General features: G+C 71.7%; 14 protein-coding genes. 6 read left to right on the top strand and 8 right to left on the bottom strand.

Annotated features, from left to right (window positions below; genetic code table 11):
* Positions 1 to 33: 33 nt before the first annotated feature.
* Positions 34 to 3,321 carry a glycoside hydrolase family 2 gene (locus IG94_RS0106195; RefSeq protein ID WP_031032184.1) on the bottom strand — a complete coding sequence of 1,096 codons (3,288 nt, stop codon included), beginning with the start codon at positions 3,319 to 3,321 and terminating at the stop codon, positions 34 to 36.
* Between the two features lie 404 nt (positions 3,322 to 3,725).
* Between IG94_RS0106195 and IG94_RS0106190 the strand changes: the two genes are divergently transcribed.
* Together IG94_RS0106190 and IG94_RS0106185 are read left to right on the top strand one after the other, a co-directional pair.
* Complete coding sequence (locus tag IG94_RS0106190) at positions 3,726 to 4,583, top strand: aldo/keto reductase (RefSeq protein ID WP_031032182.1); 858 nt, start codon at positions 3,726 to 3,728, stop codon at positions 4,581 to 4,583.
* 92 nt (positions 4,584 to 4,675) lie between these two features.
* Positions 4,676 to 5,608 carry an aldo/keto reductase gene (locus IG94_RS0106185; RefSeq protein WP_031032180.1) on the top strand — a complete coding sequence of 311 codons (933 nt, stop codon included), beginning with the start codon at positions 4,676 to 4,678 and terminating at the stop codon, positions 5,606 to 5,608.
* A gap of 58 nt (positions 5,609 to 5,666) precedes the next feature.
* Here IG94_RS0106185 and IG94_RS0106180 read toward each other — a convergent pair whose 3' ends face one another.
* Positions 5,667 to 6,218, bottom strand: a complete 552-nt coding sequence (locus IG94_RS0106180) for a GNAT family N-acetyltransferase (protein WP_031032176.1) — start codon at positions 6,216 to 6,218, stop codon at positions 5,667 to 5,669.
* A gap of 51 nt (positions 6,219 to 6,269) precedes the next feature.
* Here IG94_RS0106180 and IG94_RS0106175 point away from each other — a divergent pair, with 51 nt between their 5' ends.
* The 4 genes from IG94_RS0106175 (at position 6,270) to IG94_RS0106160 (ending at position 10,105) form a co-directional block, all read left to right on the top strand.
* Entirely contained in the window at positions 6,270 to 6,881 is a 612-nt protein-coding gene (locus IG94_RS0106175; protein ID WP_107060451.1) for a TetR/AcrR family transcriptional regulator, read from the top strand.
* A 368-nt stretch (positions 6,882 to 7,249) separates the two neighbouring features.
* Positions 7,250 to 8,278, top strand: coding sequence for a FecCD family ABC transporter permease (locus tag IG94_RS0106170; protein WP_224221354.1), 1,029 nt, complete (start codon positions 7,250 to 7,252; stop codon positions 8,276 to 8,278).
* Positions 8,278 to 9,051, top strand: coding sequence for an ABC transporter ATP-binding protein (locus tag IG94_RS0106165; RefSeq protein ID WP_031032169.1), 774 nt, complete (start codon positions 8,278 to 8,280; stop codon positions 9,049 to 9,051). The genes IG94_RS0106170 and IG94_RS0106165 overlap by 1 nt, the downstream gene beginning before the upstream one ends.
* Positions 9,052 to 9,091: 40 nt before the next feature.
* On the top strand, positions 9,092 to 10,105 hold the full coding sequence (locus IG94_RS0106160; RefSeq protein WP_031032167.1) for an ABC transporter substrate-binding protein: 1,014 nt from the start codon (positions 9,092 to 9,094) through the stop codon (positions 10,103 to 10,105).
* On the opposite strand, the gene IG94_RS0106155 is transcribed toward IG94_RS0106160, so the two are convergent.
* The 6 genes from IG94_RS0106155 to IG94_RS0106130 all read right to left on the bottom strand — a co-directional run bounded on the left by IG94_RS0106155 (position 10,077) and on the right by IG94_RS0106130 (position 16,370).
* On the bottom strand, positions 10,077 to 11,279 hold the full coding sequence (locus IG94_RS0106155) for an MFS transporter (RefSeq protein WP_224326412.1): 1,203 nt from the start codon (positions 11,277 to 11,279) through the stop codon (positions 10,077 to 10,079). The genes IG94_RS0106160 and IG94_RS0106155 overlap by 29 nt on opposite strands.
* A gap of 99 nt (positions 11,280 to 11,378) precedes the next feature.
* Positions 11,379 to 12,284, bottom strand: a complete 906-nt coding sequence (locus tag IG94_RS0106150; protein WP_031032164.1) for an ABC transporter substrate-binding protein — start codon at positions 12,282 to 12,284, stop codon at positions 11,379 to 11,381.
* 64 nt (positions 12,285 to 12,348) lie between these two features.
* The gene (locus IG94_RS0106145) at positions 12,349 to 13,179 is read right to left on the bottom strand and encodes an ABC transporter ATP-binding protein (RefSeq protein WP_078536086.1); all 831 of its coding nucleotides are present in this window, start codon (positions 13,177 to 13,179) and stop codon (positions 12,349 to 12,351) included.
* Complete coding sequence (locus IG94_RS0106140) at positions 13,176 to 14,066, bottom strand: ABC transporter permease (protein WP_224326414.1); 891 nt, start codon at positions 14,064 to 14,066, stop codon at positions 13,176 to 13,178. The genes IG94_RS0106145 and IG94_RS0106140 overlap by 4 nt, the downstream gene beginning before the upstream one ends.
* Positions 14,067 to 14,071: 5 nt before the next feature.
* On the bottom strand, positions 14,072 to 15,127 hold the full coding sequence (locus IG94_RS0106135) for an ABC transporter substrate-binding protein (RefSeq protein ID WP_031032158.1): 1,056 nt from the start codon (positions 15,125 to 15,127) through the stop codon (positions 14,072 to 14,074).
* A gap of 370 nt (positions 15,128 to 15,497) precedes the next feature.
* Positions 15,498 to 16,370, bottom strand: a complete 873-nt coding sequence (locus IG94_RS0106130) for a substrate-binding domain-containing protein (protein ID WP_031032156.1) — start codon at positions 16,368 to 16,370, stop codon at positions 15,498 to 15,500.
* Positions 16,371 to 16,583 lie beyond the last annotated feature (213 nt).

Genomic DNA, 16,583 nt, shown 5'->3' with positions numbered 1-16,583 from the left:
CCGGCCGGCCCGCTTCCCGCCCGGAGCCGGAGGCTACGGCCTCTCCTCCGTGTACAGGGCCCTCACCTCCTCGGACGTGAGGGCCTTGTCGTAGGCGTGGACCTGGTCGACCGCCCCGTTCCAGAAGTCCGTGGCGCTGCCCTCCCACTGGGCGCGCCCCACGGCCAGCGGACCGGTGCTGGGGTAGGCCGGGCCGGCGGCCGCGTCGGCGGCCTGCTCACCGTCGACGTACAGCCTGATCCGGTTGTCCGAGCCGTCGCGCACGCCCACGAGGTGGTACCAGCGGCCCGTCTCGGGGGTGGTCGCCAGCCGGGCCCGGTTCTCGCCCGGCGTGCTGAAGGCGAAGGCGCCCTGCCCGTACTGGAGGTAGAACGGGCTGGCCTGGCGCCGGGTGTCCTGGCTGACCGCGGTGGCGTAGTTGCCGGGGAGCGCGTCGAGCCGGACCCAGGCGGAGACCGAGTAGTTTCCGGTGGTGTCGAGCACCGGCCCGTCCGTCTGCGCGGCCTGACCCTGCCCGTCGAACTTCAGCGCGCCGCCACTGACCCCGGAGGTCCAGGTGGTGCCCCCGGTCAGCGCCAGGTCCCGGCCGCCCGGGCCGCCGTCGGCGGCGGTGGTGCCGGTGCCCTCGTCGAGGGCCCAGCTGCCGCCGCCCGTCAGCGGTTCCCGGTCGCCCGCCGCCGCACCGGCAGCGATCACCTTGCGGTTGACCTCACGGACCTGTGCCGGATCGACCTTGATCTCCCGGCGGTCGTACGTGTAGAGCCCGTTGAGCTCGTTCTCCAGGTCGGTGATCTGGGTGTACACCGAACCGGAGAGTTCGGCGCCGGCCTGCGCGAGGTAGAACTCCTCGGTGTTCTCCACGTACTTGCGGGTCAGCGCTTCCTTGCTGTCGACGCCGCTGTAGATCACCGTCGGAGTGCCCGGCCACATGTGTCCCGGCGTGCGCAGGGTGAAGCCGCCGTGCTCGCCGTCCATGGCGGCCCGGTTCTCGTCGGGGAAGGGCGGGTCCTCATTGTTGTAGTCGTGGTGGTCGACGATGTCGCCCTTGCCCGAGTCGCCCTTGGAGTTGCAGCAGTTGACACCGCTGTGGGCGTTGACGACGCGGGACGGGTCGGCGGCCTTCACGGACTCGGCGAGACGGCCGGTGGCCTCCCGGTTCCACTCGCCCCAGCCCTCGTTGAAGACGATCCACCCGATGATCGAGGGCGAGTTGTGGTGCTGCCGCACCATTTCCGTGCCCTGTTCGACGAAGGCCCGCTGCGCCGACTCGTCGGGGAAGTCGCCGGAGACGAAGTCCTGCCAGACCAGCAGCCCGAGCCGGTCCGCGTGGTAGAACCAGCGCGGCGACTCCACCTTGATGTGCTTGCGCACGGCGTTGAAGCCCAGCTTCTTGTGCGCCTCCAGATCGAAGGCGAGGGCGTCGTCGCTCGGTGCCGTGTACAGGCCGTCGGGCCAGAAGCCCTGGTCGAGGGTGGCGAGTGAGAAGACGGGCTTCCCGTTCAGCACCAGCTTCTGGAAGCCGCCGACCTTCTCGACGCCGATCTCGCGCATGCCGAAGTAGCCGGTGACCCGGTCGGTCGACCTGCCGTCGACGAGCCTGACGTCGAGGTCGTAGAGGTAGGGGTCGTCCGGGCTCCACAGGTGCTGCTTCGCCACCGGCAGCCGCAGCTCCTCGTTGGCGGGCCCGCCGACCCTGCCGACGACCTTCCCGCGCTTGTCCCGGGCGACCGCCTCGACCCGGGCGTTCGCGGAGGCGTCGTCGGACTCGACGGTCACCGCGAGGCTGCTGGTGTCGATGTCCGGGGTCGTGACCACGTTGTCCACGGACGCCGGGGCGACGGGCTCCATCCACACCGTCTGCCAGATGCCGGACGACTGGGTGTAGAAGATGCCGCCCGGGTTCCGGGACTGCTTGCCCATCGGCTGGCCCGCGCCGCCGGTGTCGGTGACCGCGACGACGACCTCCTGCGGCCCGCTGCCCTTCAGCGCGTCGGTGATGTCGGCGCTGAAGGCGTTGTACCCGCCGGTGTGCTCGGCGACCTTTCTGCCGTTGACGAAGACGCGTGCCTCGTAGTCCACGGCACCGAAGTTGAGCTTCAGGCGGTTGCCGGACCGGTCGCCCTTGCCGACCTTCCAGCTCCCCGGCACCTCCACCAGCTTGCGGTAGAACATGTGGTCCTCGTGCCGCTCGAGACCGGAGAGCTGCGACTCGACCGGGAACGGCACGATGATCTTCTCGTCCAGGTTCTTGCCGAAGACCGGCTGCTCCCCGGCCTTCGCCGCGCTGAACTGCCAGGGTCCGTTGAGGTTCTTCCACTCCTTCCGGACCTGCTGGGGACGCGGGTACTCGGGCAGCGGGTTCTTCTCGTCGAGCCGGTCGCCCCACGGCGTGGTGAGCCGGTGGGTGGACGCGTTCTGCGCCCAGCGGACGACCTGGGGCACCTTCGCGCCGCCGTCGGTGAGGCCGCCCTCGCCGTCGTAGGAGAACTTGACCTGCTGGTTCTGCTGGATCGGCTCCTTGAGGTCGATCTGCAGCGAGTTGCGGTCGCCGGGTGCCACCCGCACCGACTCGACCGGCATCGCGGTCGTGTCGGCCTCGGCCTTCAGGTGCTCGGCGAGGCCCTTCACGTTGCCGACCCGGCCCTCGAAGCGGACCCGCACCTGACGGCCGCTCTCACCGACGGACGGCTCCAGCGGGTAGACCTCGAAGTCGTCCGGCGGGGTGAACGCCGACATCGGCACGAGCTGCTTGGGCAAGGTCGGCGTCGACCAGCGCAGGAACATGTTGGCGCCGCCGGTGTCCTGGAACATCTCCAGGCGGAAGTCGTGCTTCTCGCCCGCGTTCAGCCGGATCGCGGCACTGGTCTGCTCGTTGTCCCAGTCCGGCTCCCAGTGGTCGATGACCGGCTCGCCGTCGATGAAGAGCCTGAAGCCGTTGTCACCGATGGCGTGGAAGGTGTAGTCCCCGGTGGCCGGCGCCTCGATCCGCCCCGTCCAGCGGGCGGTCGTGTGCTCCGTGCGCCCGTTCAGCTCCTGGAAGGTGCTGGTCAGGCCGGAGAAGTTGATCTGCGGGTCGAGCACGGTGCCACCGAGCTCGGCGAAGTCCCGCGCTCCCGGCGCGGACATGCTGAAGTACTCGCCCTTCAGGCCCTGCACCTCGACGGCGGCCGGCCCGTCCTGCTCGGCCGGGGCCGCGGACGTGCCCGGGGCCGTGTCGGCGGCTGCGGCGGAGGCCGTGAGGCCGCCCGTGGGCAGCAGCAGGGCCGCCGCTGTCAGGAGCGCCCACGCTCTGGCTCGCGGGCGCGTGTGTCTTCTCGTCATCGGACCCTTCCTCGCACGGAGTGCCGGGACCGGTACCAGTCGGCGTGCGGGTGCGCGTGACCACGGTCGGAGACAGGGATGAACGCCGGTACGGGCAACGGTCGTCGACTGCTTTTGCAACGTTGGAAAGCTGTGCCAGCGGAATGACAACACGCCGGCCCGCGCCTGTCCAGACCTCGCGCGGCACTGCGCTGATCCCGCGTCAACCCGGCCCCGGCAAAACCTCACCGGCCGGACGGGAGCCCCGCCCCCCCTGCTCCGCGCTCCTCGTGCGTGTGCCGTCGCATTCAGACAGACTGCTTCTCAATACCAGAACTCACAGCTGTTGGATTTCTGGATCCGTGCTTTCTAGAGTGGACGAGCGGCGCCGCGATCCCACGAAGACGCTTCGGAGAAGGAGACCCATGCAGCAGCGCACCATCGGCGACCGGACCGTCTCGGCGATCGGCCTCGGCGGCATGCCGATGTCGATCGAGGGCCGCCCGGACGCGGAGCGTTCGATCGCCACCGTCCACGCCGCGCTCGACGCCGGCGTCACCCTCATCGACACCGCCGACGCCTACCACCGCGACGCGAACGAGGTCGGCCACAACGAGGAACTCGTCGCCCGCGCCCTGCGCGAGTACGGCGCGGGTGCGGCCGACGTGCTCGTCGCCACCAAGGGAGGGCACCTGCGCCCCGGCGACGGCACGTGGACGCGCAACGGGGATCCGGCGTACCTCAAGCGCGCGGCCAAGGAGTCGGCCCGCCGGCTCGGCGTCGAGGCGATCGGCCTCTACCAGTTCCACCGCCCCGACCCGGCGGTGCCCTACGCGGAGTCGGTCGGGGCGCTGCGCGACCTGCTCGACGAGGGCGTCATCGAGATGGCCGGCATCTCGAACGCCGACATCGCGCAGATCGACGAAGCACGCGAAGTGCTCGGCGGCCGGCTCGCCTCGGTGCAGAACCAGTGGTCGCCCGCGTTCCGCTCCAGCCGCCAGGAGCTGGAGCACTGCGCCGGACTCGGCATCGCCTTCCTGCCGTGGAGTCCGCTCGGCGGAATCGCGAACGCGAAGGACCTCGCGGAGCGCCACGGCGTGTTCCAGCGGGTCGCCGACGAGACCGGTGCCAGTGTCTACCGGGTCACGCTCGCCTGGCACCTCGCGCTCGCGCCGGTCGTGGTCCCGATCCCCGGTGCCTCGCGTCCCGCCAGCATCCGCGACTCCGCCGCCGCGGCCGACCTCGAGCTCACCGCCGACCAGGTCGCGCTGCTGTCCGCCTGATCCGCCCGCTCCCGCCGATCCGTTCAACGGCCCGATCCGTCTGGTCCCGTCCAATCCGTCCGATCTCTTAGCGGCACAGCGAAAAGAGCCACATGAAGACCTTCACCCTGCCCGGCACCGACATGGTGGTCCCCAACGTCGTCCTCGGCCTGATGCGCATCCAGGACCTGACCGATGAGCAGGTGCGCACGCTCGTCGGCACGGCCCGCGACTCGGGCATCACCTTCCTTGACCACGCGGACGTGTACGGCTCGGGGGTGCACGGCTGCGAGCGCCGGTTCGCGGAGGCCCTGCGGCTCACCTCGTCGGAGCGCGAGCAGTTCGTCATCCAGTCCAAGGCCGGCATCGTCCCGGACGGACCGTACTTCGACTTCTCCCACCAGCACCTCGTCGAGTCGGTGAACGGCTCGCTGGAGGCGCTCGGCACCGACTACCTCGACATCCTGCTGCTGCACCGCCCCGACGCGCTGGTCGAGCCGGAGGAGGTGGCCCGGGCCTTCGACGAGCTGTCGGCGGCCGGCAAGGTGCGCGCGTTCGGCGTCTCCAACCAGACGCCCCGCCAGCTCGACCTGCTGCGCAAGTACGTGAGGCAGCCGATCGTCGCCAACCAGCTGCAGCTCTCGATCACGCACGCGCCGATGATCGCCCAGGGCGTCGCCGCGAACATGCAGGGCCTCGACCAGTCGATCGTGCGCGACGACGGGATCGTCGACTACTGCCGCCTGCACGACATCACCGTCCAGGCGTGGTCGCCGTTCCAGGCCGGGTTCTTCGACGGCCCCTTCATCGGCTCCGAGCGGTACCCCGAGCTGAACGCGGTGATCGACCGGCTGAGCGAGAAGTACGGCGTGCCGGCCGAGGCCGTCGCGGTCGCGTGGATCACCCGGCACCCCGCCACCATGCAGGTCGTGCTCGGCACCACCACGCCGGAGCGCGTCACGGCCGCCGCGCTCGGCTCGGACCTGCCGCTCACCCGTCCCGAGTGGTACGAGCTGTTCCGCGCCGCCGGCTACACGGTGCCCTAACGGGCGCGTGCCCGCTGCAACGGCCCGGCCGGGGCTCCGGCCGGGCCGCTGGACGCGGTCAGCCGCCCGGGTGCGCGTACTCCGGCGCGAGAACCGCCCAGAGCTGTTTGTCGTACCGCCTGCCCTCGTAGGGCCACGCCTCGCGCCGTACCCCCTCCAGCGACATGCCGAGCCGCTCGGCCACCGCCGAGCTGCGCGCCTTGTCCGCCCGGCAGTGCCACTCGGCGCGGTGCAGTCCGCGAGCGGTGAAGGCCCAGTCGAGGAGGACGCCGCAGGCGGCCGTGACGAGGCCCTGCCCTTCCGCCGAGGGCTCCAGCCAGCACCCGATCTCGCACGAGCCGAGTGCCTCGCTGAAGTGCACGTACATGACGCCGCCGACCAGCACGCCGTCGCGCCAGATGCCGTACAGCCGGGCGCCGTCCGCGGCCCCTGACTCGCCGTACCGCCTCAGTGTGGCCCGCGCCCCGGCCACGTCGTCGGTGACGAACGCGGCCCCGACCCACGGCCGGATGTGCTCGCGGGCCCGGTCCAGGTGCGCGGCGAACTCCTGCGCGTGCCACACCTCCAGCGCCCGCAGTCGAACGCCGTCCCGCAACGCCAGTGACAACACGGCAACCCCTCCATTTGCACAACAAGCGTTATGGGAATATACCGTGGCGGCATGGCACGTTCCAAGGGAGATCACGAGGCCCGCCGACGCGACGTCTCCGAAGCGGTCTGGCAGGTCATGGCGGTGCGCGGGTTCGGCGGACTGACCCTGCGCGCGGTCGCCGCCCGGCTCGGCGCGACCACGGGCCTGTTGACGCACTACTTCCCCACGAAGCGCGCCCTCGTGGCCCACGCCCTCGACCTGCTCGAAGAGCGGACCGCGGCCCGGCCCCGGCGTCCGGCGGGCGAAGGGCTCGACGCGCTGCGGGCCGCCCTGCTGGACATGCTGCCGCTGACCGAGGAGGCCACCCGGAGCAACCGGGTCTGGGTCTCCTCGTGGGACCACGTCCTGTCCGACCCCGAGCTGAGCGAGGCCCACGCGGGCAGGTACGCCAGGAGCCGGGACGCGCTCCGCGACAAGGTGGCCGCGGCCCAGGCACTCGGCGAGCTGCCCCCCGGCGACCCGGAGCGGACGGCGGCCGGCGTCCAGTCCTTCGTGCTGGGCCTGGTGGTCCAGGCCCTGCTCGATCCGGCCGCGTTCCCGCCCTCCCGGCAGATCGAGCTCCTGGACGGCCAGCTGGCCGCCCTGGCCCGCCGACGCCCTCCCGGCGACAGCGACCGGTGAACCTCCGCCGCCAGTGCTCTCCGGGTGCCCTCCGGGACGCGTGCCCCGTGAGAGGCGGGCCCCGGGCAGGCGATAGGCTCGGAGCGCCTCGTGGGGGAAGTCCGGTCGAAGTCCGGCGCTGACCCGCAACGGTAGGCGGGACCCGCACAGGGTTCCGTGAGCCCGATTACCCGCGGTGGTGAAGCTCCTGACAATCGCCGTGGACTGCGAGAGGTGCTGTGCAGGGCGCACCGCGTCCGGGCCCGCTCCTTCGATCACGCAGGCGCACGGCCCGAGGCGAAAGCGAGACGCCTGTGGCCACGCTCCGCGCCCCCGTACCCGCCGCACCGCACCGCACGACGGGCACCGGGCCCCCGCCGCCTTGGCGGATGCCGCTGCCGTGGCTCGTGACCGGCCTGTGCGTCGCGCTTCCCCTCTCGCTGGCCTGCGGCGCCGTACTCGGCGCGTCGGGACTGTCCTGGACGCGGGCACTGCACTACCTCTGGGCGGGACTGACCGGGGGATCCATAGCGCCGGACGAGGTCGCTCCGTACACCATCGTCTGGGAGATCCGCTTCCCGCGGGCCGTGCTCGCGGCGGTCGTGGGCGCCGGCCTGGCGTCCGTCGGGGTCGCGGTCCAGGCCATGGTCCGCAACGCGCTCGCGGACCCCTTCGTCCTCGGCATCTCCTCCGGCGCGGCCGTCGGGGCCAACGCCGTGCTCATCTTCGGCGCCTTCGGCGCACTGGGCCTGTGGGCGCTGTCCGCGGCCGCGTTCCTCTCCGCCCTCGCGGCCATGCTGCTCGTGTACGCCATCGCCCGGACGCCGAGAGGACTGACCCCGCTCCGGCTGGTGCTGACCGGCACCGCGATGTACTACGGCTTCTCGGCCGTCACCACCTTCATGGTCTTCGCCGCCGAGCACGGCGAGGCGGCCAGGTCCGCGATGATGTGGCTGCTCGGCAGCCTGGGCGGCGCGAGCTGGTCCTCGGTTCCGATCGCCGCGGGCGCGGTACTGGGCGGCCTCGTCCACCTCGGCTGGTCGGCCCGGCGCCTGAACGCCCTCGCGATGGGCGACGAGACCGCCGCCGCGCTGGGCGTGGACCCCGGCCGCCTGCGCAAGGAACTCTTCGTCTCCGCGGCCGCCGTCACCGGGACGGTGGTCGCGGTCAGCGGGGCGATCGGCTTCGTGGGCCTGATGGTTCCGCACGCCGCCCGCATGCTGGTCGGCGCGGACCACCGCCGGCTGCTGGCCGTGGCGCCCCTGGCCGGGGCCGTCCTGCTGATCTGGGTCGACATCCTCTCGCGGGTGGTGCTCGCCCCCGCCGAACTCCCGCTCGGCGTGCTCACGGCGGCGATCGGCGTGCCCTGCTTCGTGCTGCTCATGCGCCGCCGTACCTACACCTTCGGAGGTGCTTGATGGACGTGGAGATCGACGACCTCACCGTGGAGTTCTCCGGCGCCCGAGTGGTGCAGGACATCTCGCTGCGGGCGGGCAGCGGCCGGTTCGTGGGGCTGGTCGGGCCCAACGGCAGTGGGAAGTCGACCGTGTTGCGGTGCGTCTACCGGGCCCTGCGTCCCACGGCCGGTGCGGTACGCCTCGACGGCGAGGACCTGCTGGCGATGAGCACGCGGGAGAGCGCGCGCCGCCTCGCGGCCCTCCCGCAGGAAGCGGTGGCGGAGTTCGACTTCACGGTGGCCGAGGTGGTGGCCATGGGCAGGGTGCCGCACCAGCGGGCGGTGGCCCGGGACACCGACGAGGACCGGCGCGCCTGCGCCGCCGCCCTGGACGGAGTGGGTGCCGGTCATCTGGCCGGCCGCGGCTTCCTGACGCTCTCCGGCGGCGAGAAGCAACGGGTCCTGATTGCCCGCGCGCTCGCCCAGCAACCGCGGGTGATGGTCCTCGACGAGCCGACCAACCACCTCGACATCGCTCAGCAGCTCGAAGTGCTGTCCCTCGTGCGGACCAGCGGCCTCACCGTGCTCACCGCCCTGCACGACCTCAACCTCGCCGCGCTCCACTGCGACCTCGTCCACGTCGTGGACGGCGGGCGGATCGTCGCCTCCGGCGCCCCCCACGACGTGTTCACGCCGGCTCTGCTGGCCGAGGTCTTCGGCGTCCGTGCGCACCGTGTGCCCCACCCGGAGACAGGCGTGGTCCAGCTGCTCTTCGACCGCCTGCCCGCCCAGTAGCCCGCCCCCCCGTGTCGTCCTCGAAGGAGCAACCTCCAGCATGCCGAACCGTCTGCGCCCGGCCGCTCTCGCCCTCACCCTCGCCCTCGCCGCCGCCGGCTGCGGGGCGAACGTCTCGCAGGAGGAGGGGAAGGCAGCCGGCGCCACGGCACCGTCCGGCGGCCACTACCCGGTCACGGTCGAGAACTGCGGTGAGAAGAAGACGTTCGCGAAGGCCCCGCAACGCGTGGTCACCAACGACGTGGGCATCACCGAGATCATGTTCGCCCTCGGTCTGGAGGACCACATGGCCGGGTACGTCATGCCCGACGACAAGGGCGACCTCACGACGGTGCCGTGGAAGGACGGCTACCGGAAGACCAAGTGGCTCTCGAAGGAGCGGATCAACAAGGAACTCGTCCTCGACGCCCGCGCCGACCTGGTCTTCGCGGGCTGGAGCTACGGCTTCAACGAAGGTGAGGGGTTCACGCCCGCCGCGCTGCGGCGCGTGGGCGTCGACTCGTACCTGCTCAGTGAGTCGTGCCGCAACGGGCAGGGCAAGTCCCGCGGGGTGATGGCGCCGCTCGACGCCCTCTACACGGACCTGCGCAACCTGGGGAAGGTGTTCGACGTCGAGGACCGGGCCGAGACCCTCGTCGCCTCGTTCCGTGAACAGGTCGCCGAAGCACAGGCCAAGGCGCCGAAGGGCGCGGACCGGCCGCGGGTGTTCCTCTACGACAGCGGTGAGGACAAGCCCTTCACGTCCGGCGCCTTCGCCGGACCGCACGACATCATCACCAAGGCCGGCGGCGACCACGTCATGAAGGACCTGGAGGACAGCTGGACCACCGTGGGCTGGGAGACGGTCGTCGCCCGGGACCCGGAGGTCATCGTGATCAACGACTACGGGGACACCACGGCGGAGCAGAAGCGGAAGTTCCTGAAGTCCTACAAGCCACTCGCCAACGTCTCCGCCGTCAAGAACGACCGGTTCGTCACGCTCGACTACGTCGACCTCGTCGAGAGCCCGCGCAACCCCGCTGCCATCAGCGCCCTCGCGGAGGAACTGCGGTGAGGTCCCGTGCCGGAGGGTTCGCCGAACGGCCGCCCACCGCGCCGGTCAGCGTCAGCACGACGGCCGACAGCACCGGTACGACGGCGACGAGGGCGAAGCCGCGGTCGCCGAGAGCGTGGTAGACGGGGAGCCAGACCGTGGCCGCCACCGCGCCGCCGAAGAACTGGGCCGACAGGGCGAGGGAGGCCGCACCGCCGCGGTTGTGGGGGGCGCTGGTGACGGCCAGGGCATTGGTGGCGGACCGCAGTCCGGTGACCGCGGCGCCGACCAGCACGATGCCGGCGACGACGACGGGCAGGCTCGTGCCGAGGGCGGCGCACAGCAGGCCGACGACCATCGCGACGTCGGTGACCAGGCCGGTGTACCGCGGCCCTTTGGTGCGCAGGAGCCGGCCGGTCGGCGGTGCCGCCGCGATGCCGGCGATCCCGAACGCCGAGGCGGCCAGCCCGATGCCGACCGGTCCCAGGGCGAAACGGTCGTTGAGACGCAGTACGGCCAGCACGGTGAGGCCGACCGCGGCGAGGTAGGCGAGAAAGGAGACGGCACACGCGAGAGCGAGCTGCCGGTTGGCGAGCGAGCGCCAGGAGGCGCGGGCGGTCGTGGCGCGCAGGGTGGCCGAGCGGGACGGCGGGAAGCACACCAGGAGCAGTCCGCACAGGCCCGGGACGAGGAAGGCGAGCCGCCAGTCGAGGGCCGCGCCCACCCCGCTGAACAGCGGGCTCAGGCCCTGGCCCGCGGCCTGCGCGGCGGCGAACCAGCTCAGCGCCCTCGCCAGCCGGGCCCCGGCGACGAGATCGGAGATGGCCGCCACCAGGAGCGGCGTGGTGAAGGCGTTGGTGGCACCCTGCAGGGCACGGGCCGTCAGGAAGAGTTCCATGGTCGGAGCCGCGGCGCACAGCGCGGTCGCCACCACGAACGCCGCCAGCGCCGCACGCAGTACCCGCCTGCGCCCCCAGCGTTCCGCGAGGGTGCCGCTGACGAGCATCAGGGCCGCGAAGGGCAGCATGTAGGCGCTGACGGCGGCCGCCGCGGTCTGCGGGGTGCTGTCCAGACCGGCGGCCACCTCGTGCACCATGGGCGTCACCATGGTGCTGCCGTAGGGCCCCAGGAAGCCGCCGACGTACAGGGGCCAGACCCGGTGGCCGGCCGCGCGTTCGCGGTGAGGGTCGCGCAAGGGGTCTCCCGGGTCGTGGACGCCGCGTCGGTGGGAAGATGCCGGGCACCGGGGGCGTACGGCGGTAACGGCGCCGTACGCCCCCGGGTGCCGCGGCGGTCAGGCCGGCAGCAGGTTGTCGACCAGGGAGTTGTACGTCGAGCCGTCCTCGTTGATCAGGTTCCAGCTGCGCATCCAGTCGAAGGTGCGCCGGAACTGGTCCTCCGGGTACGGGGCCGGGTCGACGAACCGCAGCCGCCAGCGGGGGAAGTCCGACGGCTTCAGCTCGGCGTCGATCTCCGGGGGCACCTCGCCGATGAGGTGGTGCAGGTAGGGGTAGGGGTCCTCCTGGAGCTTGCGGACGGCCTTGACCACGGCCCGGTTCAGGGCGTCGTAGGTGTCCGTGTCGACTTCCGGTGAGGCGATCTCCGAGCCGACGTAGAAGGCCTCGGTGAGAATCTGGTAGCCCTGCTTCTGGGCGACGGTGATCCACGGCTCCATCAGCGCCGCGGCCGGGACGACACCGTCCCGCAGCGCCTCGAAACGCTGCTGCGGGCCGCCGATGTGCACCACCTTGATCTCCTCGCGGGGCAAGAAGCCCTCCAGGGCCTGCAGCGCCAGGTAGTGCGAACCGTGGTGGAAGTTGACCGCGACCGGCCGGCCGGCGAGGTCCTGGGGGTGGACGGCCGAGGAGGTGGGCGGCACCAGGATCGCCTGGCTGCCGACCGCGGCCCGCTTGCCGACGACGCGGCCGCCGACCTCCGTGTCGTGGGAGCGGCGGATCTGGCCCCACTCGCACGCCCGGTACAGGGACGCGTCACCGCTCTCGAAGTTGGAGCGGACGGTGCCGAACGAGCTGACCAGCTCGTGGTCGTCGAGGTAGGAGACGTTGGCGTCGTAGCCCTTGGGCACGAAGTCGACGTCCAGGCCCTCCTCCTCGTAGTAGCCCTCGTCCTTGGCGACGAGCTGGGGCAGGGAGAAGACCAGCGAGAGGGTCTCCATGGTTATCTTCTTGCGGGCTGCCATGGCAGGCGGGTTCCTTTCGGTGGGGTTGCCGTTGCGGCGAGTTGGCTCGGGGCGGGGGCCGGGTTCAGCCCAGTGCGGCGAGGATCTCGGTCTGGTGGGTGAAGACGCGCGGGTCCTCGGGCGCGCGGGGCCTGGGCAGGTCGATGGCGAACTCGGCGTGCACGCGCGCGGGGCGTCCTTCCAGGACGATGACGCGGTCCGCGAGGAAGGCCGCTTCCAGGGGGTTGTGGGTGACGAGCAGTCCGGTGCGCGGGCGGGCCGTCCACAGGTCCTGGAGCAGCAGTCGCAGCCGCCGGGCGGTCAGCTGGTCCAGCGCGCTGAACGGTTCGTCCAGGAGCACGAGTTCGGGCTGCACGGCGAAGGCGCGGGCCACGGCGGCGCGCTGGCGCTGCCCGCCGGAGAGCACCGACGGGTAGCGGTCGGCGTACTGCGCGAGGCCCACGTCGGCCAGCGCCTGCGAGGCTCCGGCCGGGTCGAGTCCCGTGCTGGTCAGGGCAAGTTCGACGTTGCGGCGCACGGAGAGCCAGTCCAGCAGCCGCGGCTGCTGGAAGACCACACCGAGCCGGGGCCCGGCGCCGTCCGTACCGTTCGCGCCGGTGGGACCGGGCGATCCGTCGGCGAGTGTCCCGTCGTTCAGCGTGATCCGGCCGGAGTCGGGGTGTTCGAGGCCCGCGACCAGGTGCAGCAAGGTGGTCTTGCCGGTGCCGGAGGCGCCGACGACGGCCACCAGTTCGCCGTGGTGCACGGTGAGCGAGAAGTCGTCGAAGACGGTCTCGCGCTCGCCGGTGCGGGCGCTGGTGAACTCCTTGCCCACGCCGTCGAGGACGGCGTACGGACGCTGCCGCGGGCGCTCGGCCGGAGCGCCGGACGTCGTGTCGGTGTCGGTGCCGGTCATACGGTGGCCGCCTTCCGCCAGCGTCCCAGGCGTCGTTCCAGGCTCTGGAGGACGCCGTACTCCAGGACCGCCATGACGAGTGCGAAGAGCAGGGTCCAGCTGAGGACACCGGCGACGTTCTGCGCGGCGAACTGGTTGTTGAGCTCGTAGCCGACTCCGCTGGACATGCCGAACATCTCCACCAGCACGATCACCTTCCAGGACAGCGACAGGCCGAGACGGGCGCCCGACAGCAGCGCGGGCAGCAGCGACGGCAGCCACAGGTAGCGCAGCTTGGTGGTGAGCGAGAAGCGGTAGACGTACGCCATCTCGTGCAGTTCGGAGTCCATGGCGCGGGTGCCCTGGTAGATGCTCAGGGTCAGGGCGGGCGCGGCGGACAGGGCGACGGCGACCACCGGGTTGGTGAGGGAGACGCCGAACCAGATGACGCACAGCAGGGCCCACACCAGGCCGGGCACCGTCAGTCCGATCAGCACCGCCGGTTCGAAGAAGCGCCGTACGAACTCCACCCGGCCCATCGCGATGCCGACCACGACCGCGGTGACGAAGGCCAGGGCGAAGCCGAGACCGACGCGCAGCAGGGTGGCGCCGAGGGAGTCGTAGAACAGGGGCTGGGTGACGGTGTCCGACAGTGCGGACCAGACGGTCGGCACGTCCGGGACCAGTACGTTGTCGCTGCGGGACGCGACGAGCTGCCAGCCGCCGACGAGCACCGCGAAGAAGGCCGCGGCCGGCAGCACCGCGCGAACGGCGGCCCTGCCCGGGGCGGGTCGTCCGCGCCGGCCGGGGGCGGAGGAGGCCGAGCCGGTCGGGCCGGTCGCCGCCGGGTCTGGCGGAGAGGGGGCGGCCGGCGCGGGGGCGGTGCTCACCGTGGTGTGTCGTGGCACGGTGCTCACCCCAGGTCCCGGTAGACGGTCTTCTCGGGCACGGCTCTGATCAGTCCCGTCCGGGCGGCGACCTTCAACTGCTCGCGCATGCTGGTGAACGAGGCCTCGCCCCACTCGACGGGGTAGATCCCGGCGAGCCGCTCGGGCAGCAGCGCCACGGCCTTCTTCTCCGAGGCCGGGATGCCGTAGGACTCGTGCAGCTCGGCGAGGATCTCGGGGTGGTCGTGGATGTACTCGTGGGCCCGCAGCCGGAGTCTGGCGAGACCGGCTGCCGCCTTGCCGTTCCGTTCCACCCAACTGCGCTTGGCGCCCTGTCCGTTGAGGAAAAGTCCGGCGTCGCTGCCGGTGCCCTGCTGCCACAGGCCGGTGACCGTGACGAGTTGCCGCGCCCCCTTGGCGACCAGCCGGGTGGCGTTCGGCTCGATGGTGACGATGGCGTCCACGTCACCGCGCTCGAAGAGGGAGAGTCCGGCGAGTACGGCGCCGGGATGGACCTCGTAGTCCTCCTCGAAGTCGATGTCGTTGACAGCGGTGGCGAGTTGGGTGGAGCGGTAGGCGTCGCTGTTCTTCGGCGGCGTGGCGACCTTCTTGCCGCGCAGGTCCTTGACGGTGCGGTAGGGGCTGTTCTCCGGCACCAGCCACCGCACGTGGTTGGCCAGGCTGGTGGAGAAGATCAGCACGTCGGCGCCGGCGGCCTGGGAGACGGCGGCGCCGACGGGGCCCATGCTGGCCACGTCGAGGGCCCCGGAGAGCAGCTTGTTCTGCACGTCGCCCGGTCCGGTCCCCGCGACGTAGGTGAGGTCCAGGTCGCCCACCAGACGCTGCTGTTCACTGATCGGCCTGATCACCGCGCCCGCCGTCCCGGCCTGGGTGTCCTCCACGCGCGCCGAGCTGCCGCCGTCCTTGCCGCCGCCGGATTCTCCGCACGCCGCGAGCAGCGGGGCGAGACCGGCCGCGGCCAGCAGCCCGCCTCCCGAGCGCAACAGGGTCCGGCGGCCCGGCCCCTGGGCGGAGGGCGCCGTGGTCCGGCGGTCGGGACGGAAGAAGGAAGGACTGGTCATGGTGCGGTCTCCCGGGCGGAGAAGGGGAAAGGGGCGGGAAGGAGGGGAAGGAGGGGCAGCGGGGGTGGGCACGTCAGGACACGCGGCGGCGGTGTGAGGGGCGTCGCGACGACCGGCGGGCGGGGCGGGTCACCCGTGCGCAGTCACGGCGTGCGCTCCCGCGTGGCCGTGCGGCGACCGCGTCGCGGGCCGCGTTCGGCGCATGCCGCGCCGGGGGAGGAACGGAACGCCGTCAGCGCAAAGCGGGGCCGTCGCGGAGCGCGCCGGTACACAGACAGCCGGCGAGCAGACAGAGATCGACGTGGTAGCGGCGGGTGAGGGCCCTCGGGGGCCGCGGCTCTCCGGTCATCGCGATGTCCCGTCCCCTCGCCTACCGCAGGGCCAGCAGCGTGTCGTAACCGCTGCGCCCGTCGGTGAGTTGCCAGGAGGTCATCCACGCGTAGCTTTCGGTGAACCGCTCCCGCGTGAAGGGAGTGGCGTGCGTGTAGCGGTGGTAGTCCGGACGCAGCCGACCGGGGGCGAGCGAGCCTTCGAGCTCGCTGACGATGTGTCCGGCCCAGGCCGAGCGGTCGGCGTTGATGATGTCGACGGCCGCGTTGACGGCGGACATGTAGACGTCGAGCCGCTCGGCGGGCAGGTGCGGTGCCACGACCTGTGTGCCCCGGTAGAAGTAGCAGCCCAGCAGGTGGGCTCCGCGCTCCAGGGCGAGGGTGAGATAGGGCTCCATGAGCATCACGGCGCGGATGCTCCCGGTGGCGGCCGCCTCCAGGCGGGCGGACGGCGGGCCCACGTGCTCCAGGGTGATCCGGTCGCGGGGGACGGTGCCTTCGAGCAGGTGCAGAGCGGTGTAGTGCGAGCCGGTGAACTCGTTGACGCCCACGGGTATGCCGCTCACGTCGTGCGGTTCGCCCAGCGCCGGGTCGAAGCTGATCAGGCCCTGGGCGACGACCGCCGGGCGCAGGTAACCGATGTAGCCGCCGCGCCGGTTGCGTTCGAGCCGGTCGATGCCGCCCCACTCGCACAGGTTGAACAGGTCGGCGCGCTCCGACTCGAAGAGGGCCTCCTTGCGGCGCGCGATCGGGTCGCGGGACTCGCGCTCCCGGGACGGGGTGTTGTGCGCGAGGCGGACGTCGAGACCGGCCTGCTCGAACAGGCCGTGCTCCGTGGCGACGATCTCGGGGAGGTCGAAGACGGGGTGGTTGCGGGAGATGACGATCGGGTCGCCGTGCGCTTGCGTCGTCATGCTGCCCTCCCTCCTGTCCTCGAACTGCCGATGACTGTAGGCGGGCCCCACACGCCCGTCAACGGACTCTTTTCGCGATACGCGAAGGGATTTCACTCTGCGGGAAGGCTCGTCTCCCTTGATGGCACGGCGTGTTGGGGCGCCACGGATCCGGCGGAGGAGCCGAGGGCTGCAACATGATTGACATGTTCGGCCCGGGACAGGCCCGAGATC

Source organism: Streptomyces olivaceus, assembly GCF_000721235.1.
GTDB lineage: Bacteria > Actinomycetota > Actinomycetes > Streptomycetales > Streptomycetaceae > Streptomyces > Streptomyces olivaceus.
The sequence above is the reverse complement of the archived record's forward strand: the minus strand, read 5'-3'. Positions and strand labels throughout refer to the sequence as shown.

Excerpts from the sequence above, each read along its gene's own strand:
- IG94_RS0106175 (WP_107060451.1), top strand. The coding sequence starts at position 6,270 with ATGGCACGTTCCAAGGGAGATCACGAGGCCCGCCGACGCGACGTCTCC.
- IG94_RS0106135 (WP_031032158.1), bottom strand. The coding sequence starts at position 15,127 with ATGACCAGTCCTTCCTTCTTCCGTCCCGACCGCCGGACCACGGCGCCC.
- IG94_RS0106185 (WP_031032180.1), top strand. The coding sequence starts at position 4,676 with ATGAAGACCTTCACCCTGCCCGGCACCGACATGGTGGTCCCCAACGTC.
- IG94_RS0106150 (WP_031032164.1), bottom strand. The coding sequence starts at position 12,284 with ATGGCAGCCCGCAAGAAGATAACCATGGAGACCCTCTCGCTGGTCTTC.
- IG94_RS0106195 (WP_031032184.1), bottom strand. The coding sequence starts at position 3,321 with ATGACGAGAAGACACACGCGCCCGCGAGCCAGAGCGTGGGCGCTCCTG.
- IG94_RS0106145 (WP_078536086.1), bottom strand. The coding sequence starts at position 13,179 with ATGACCGGCACCGACACCGACACGACGTCCGGCGCTCCGGCCGAGCGC.
- IG94_RS0106190 (WP_031032182.1), top strand. The coding sequence starts at position 3,726 with ATGCAGCAGCGCACCATCGGCGACCGGACCGTCTCGGCGATCGGCCTC.
- IG94_RS0106170 (WP_224221354.1), top strand. The coding sequence starts at position 7,250 with ATGCCGCTGCCGTGGCTCGTGACCGGCCTGTGCGTCGCGCTTCCCCTC.
- IG94_RS0106160 (WP_031032167.1), top strand. The coding sequence starts at position 9,092 with ATGCCGAACCGTCTGCGCCCGGCCGCTCTCGCCCTCACCCTCGCCCTC.
- IG94_RS0106130 (WP_031032156.1), bottom strand. The coding sequence starts at position 16,370 with ATGACGACGCAAGCGCACGGCGACCCGATCGTCATCTCCCGCAACCAC.
- IG94_RS0106165 (WP_031032169.1), top strand. The coding sequence starts at position 8,278 with ATGGACGTGGAGATCGACGACCTCACCGTGGAGTTCTCCGGCGCCCGA.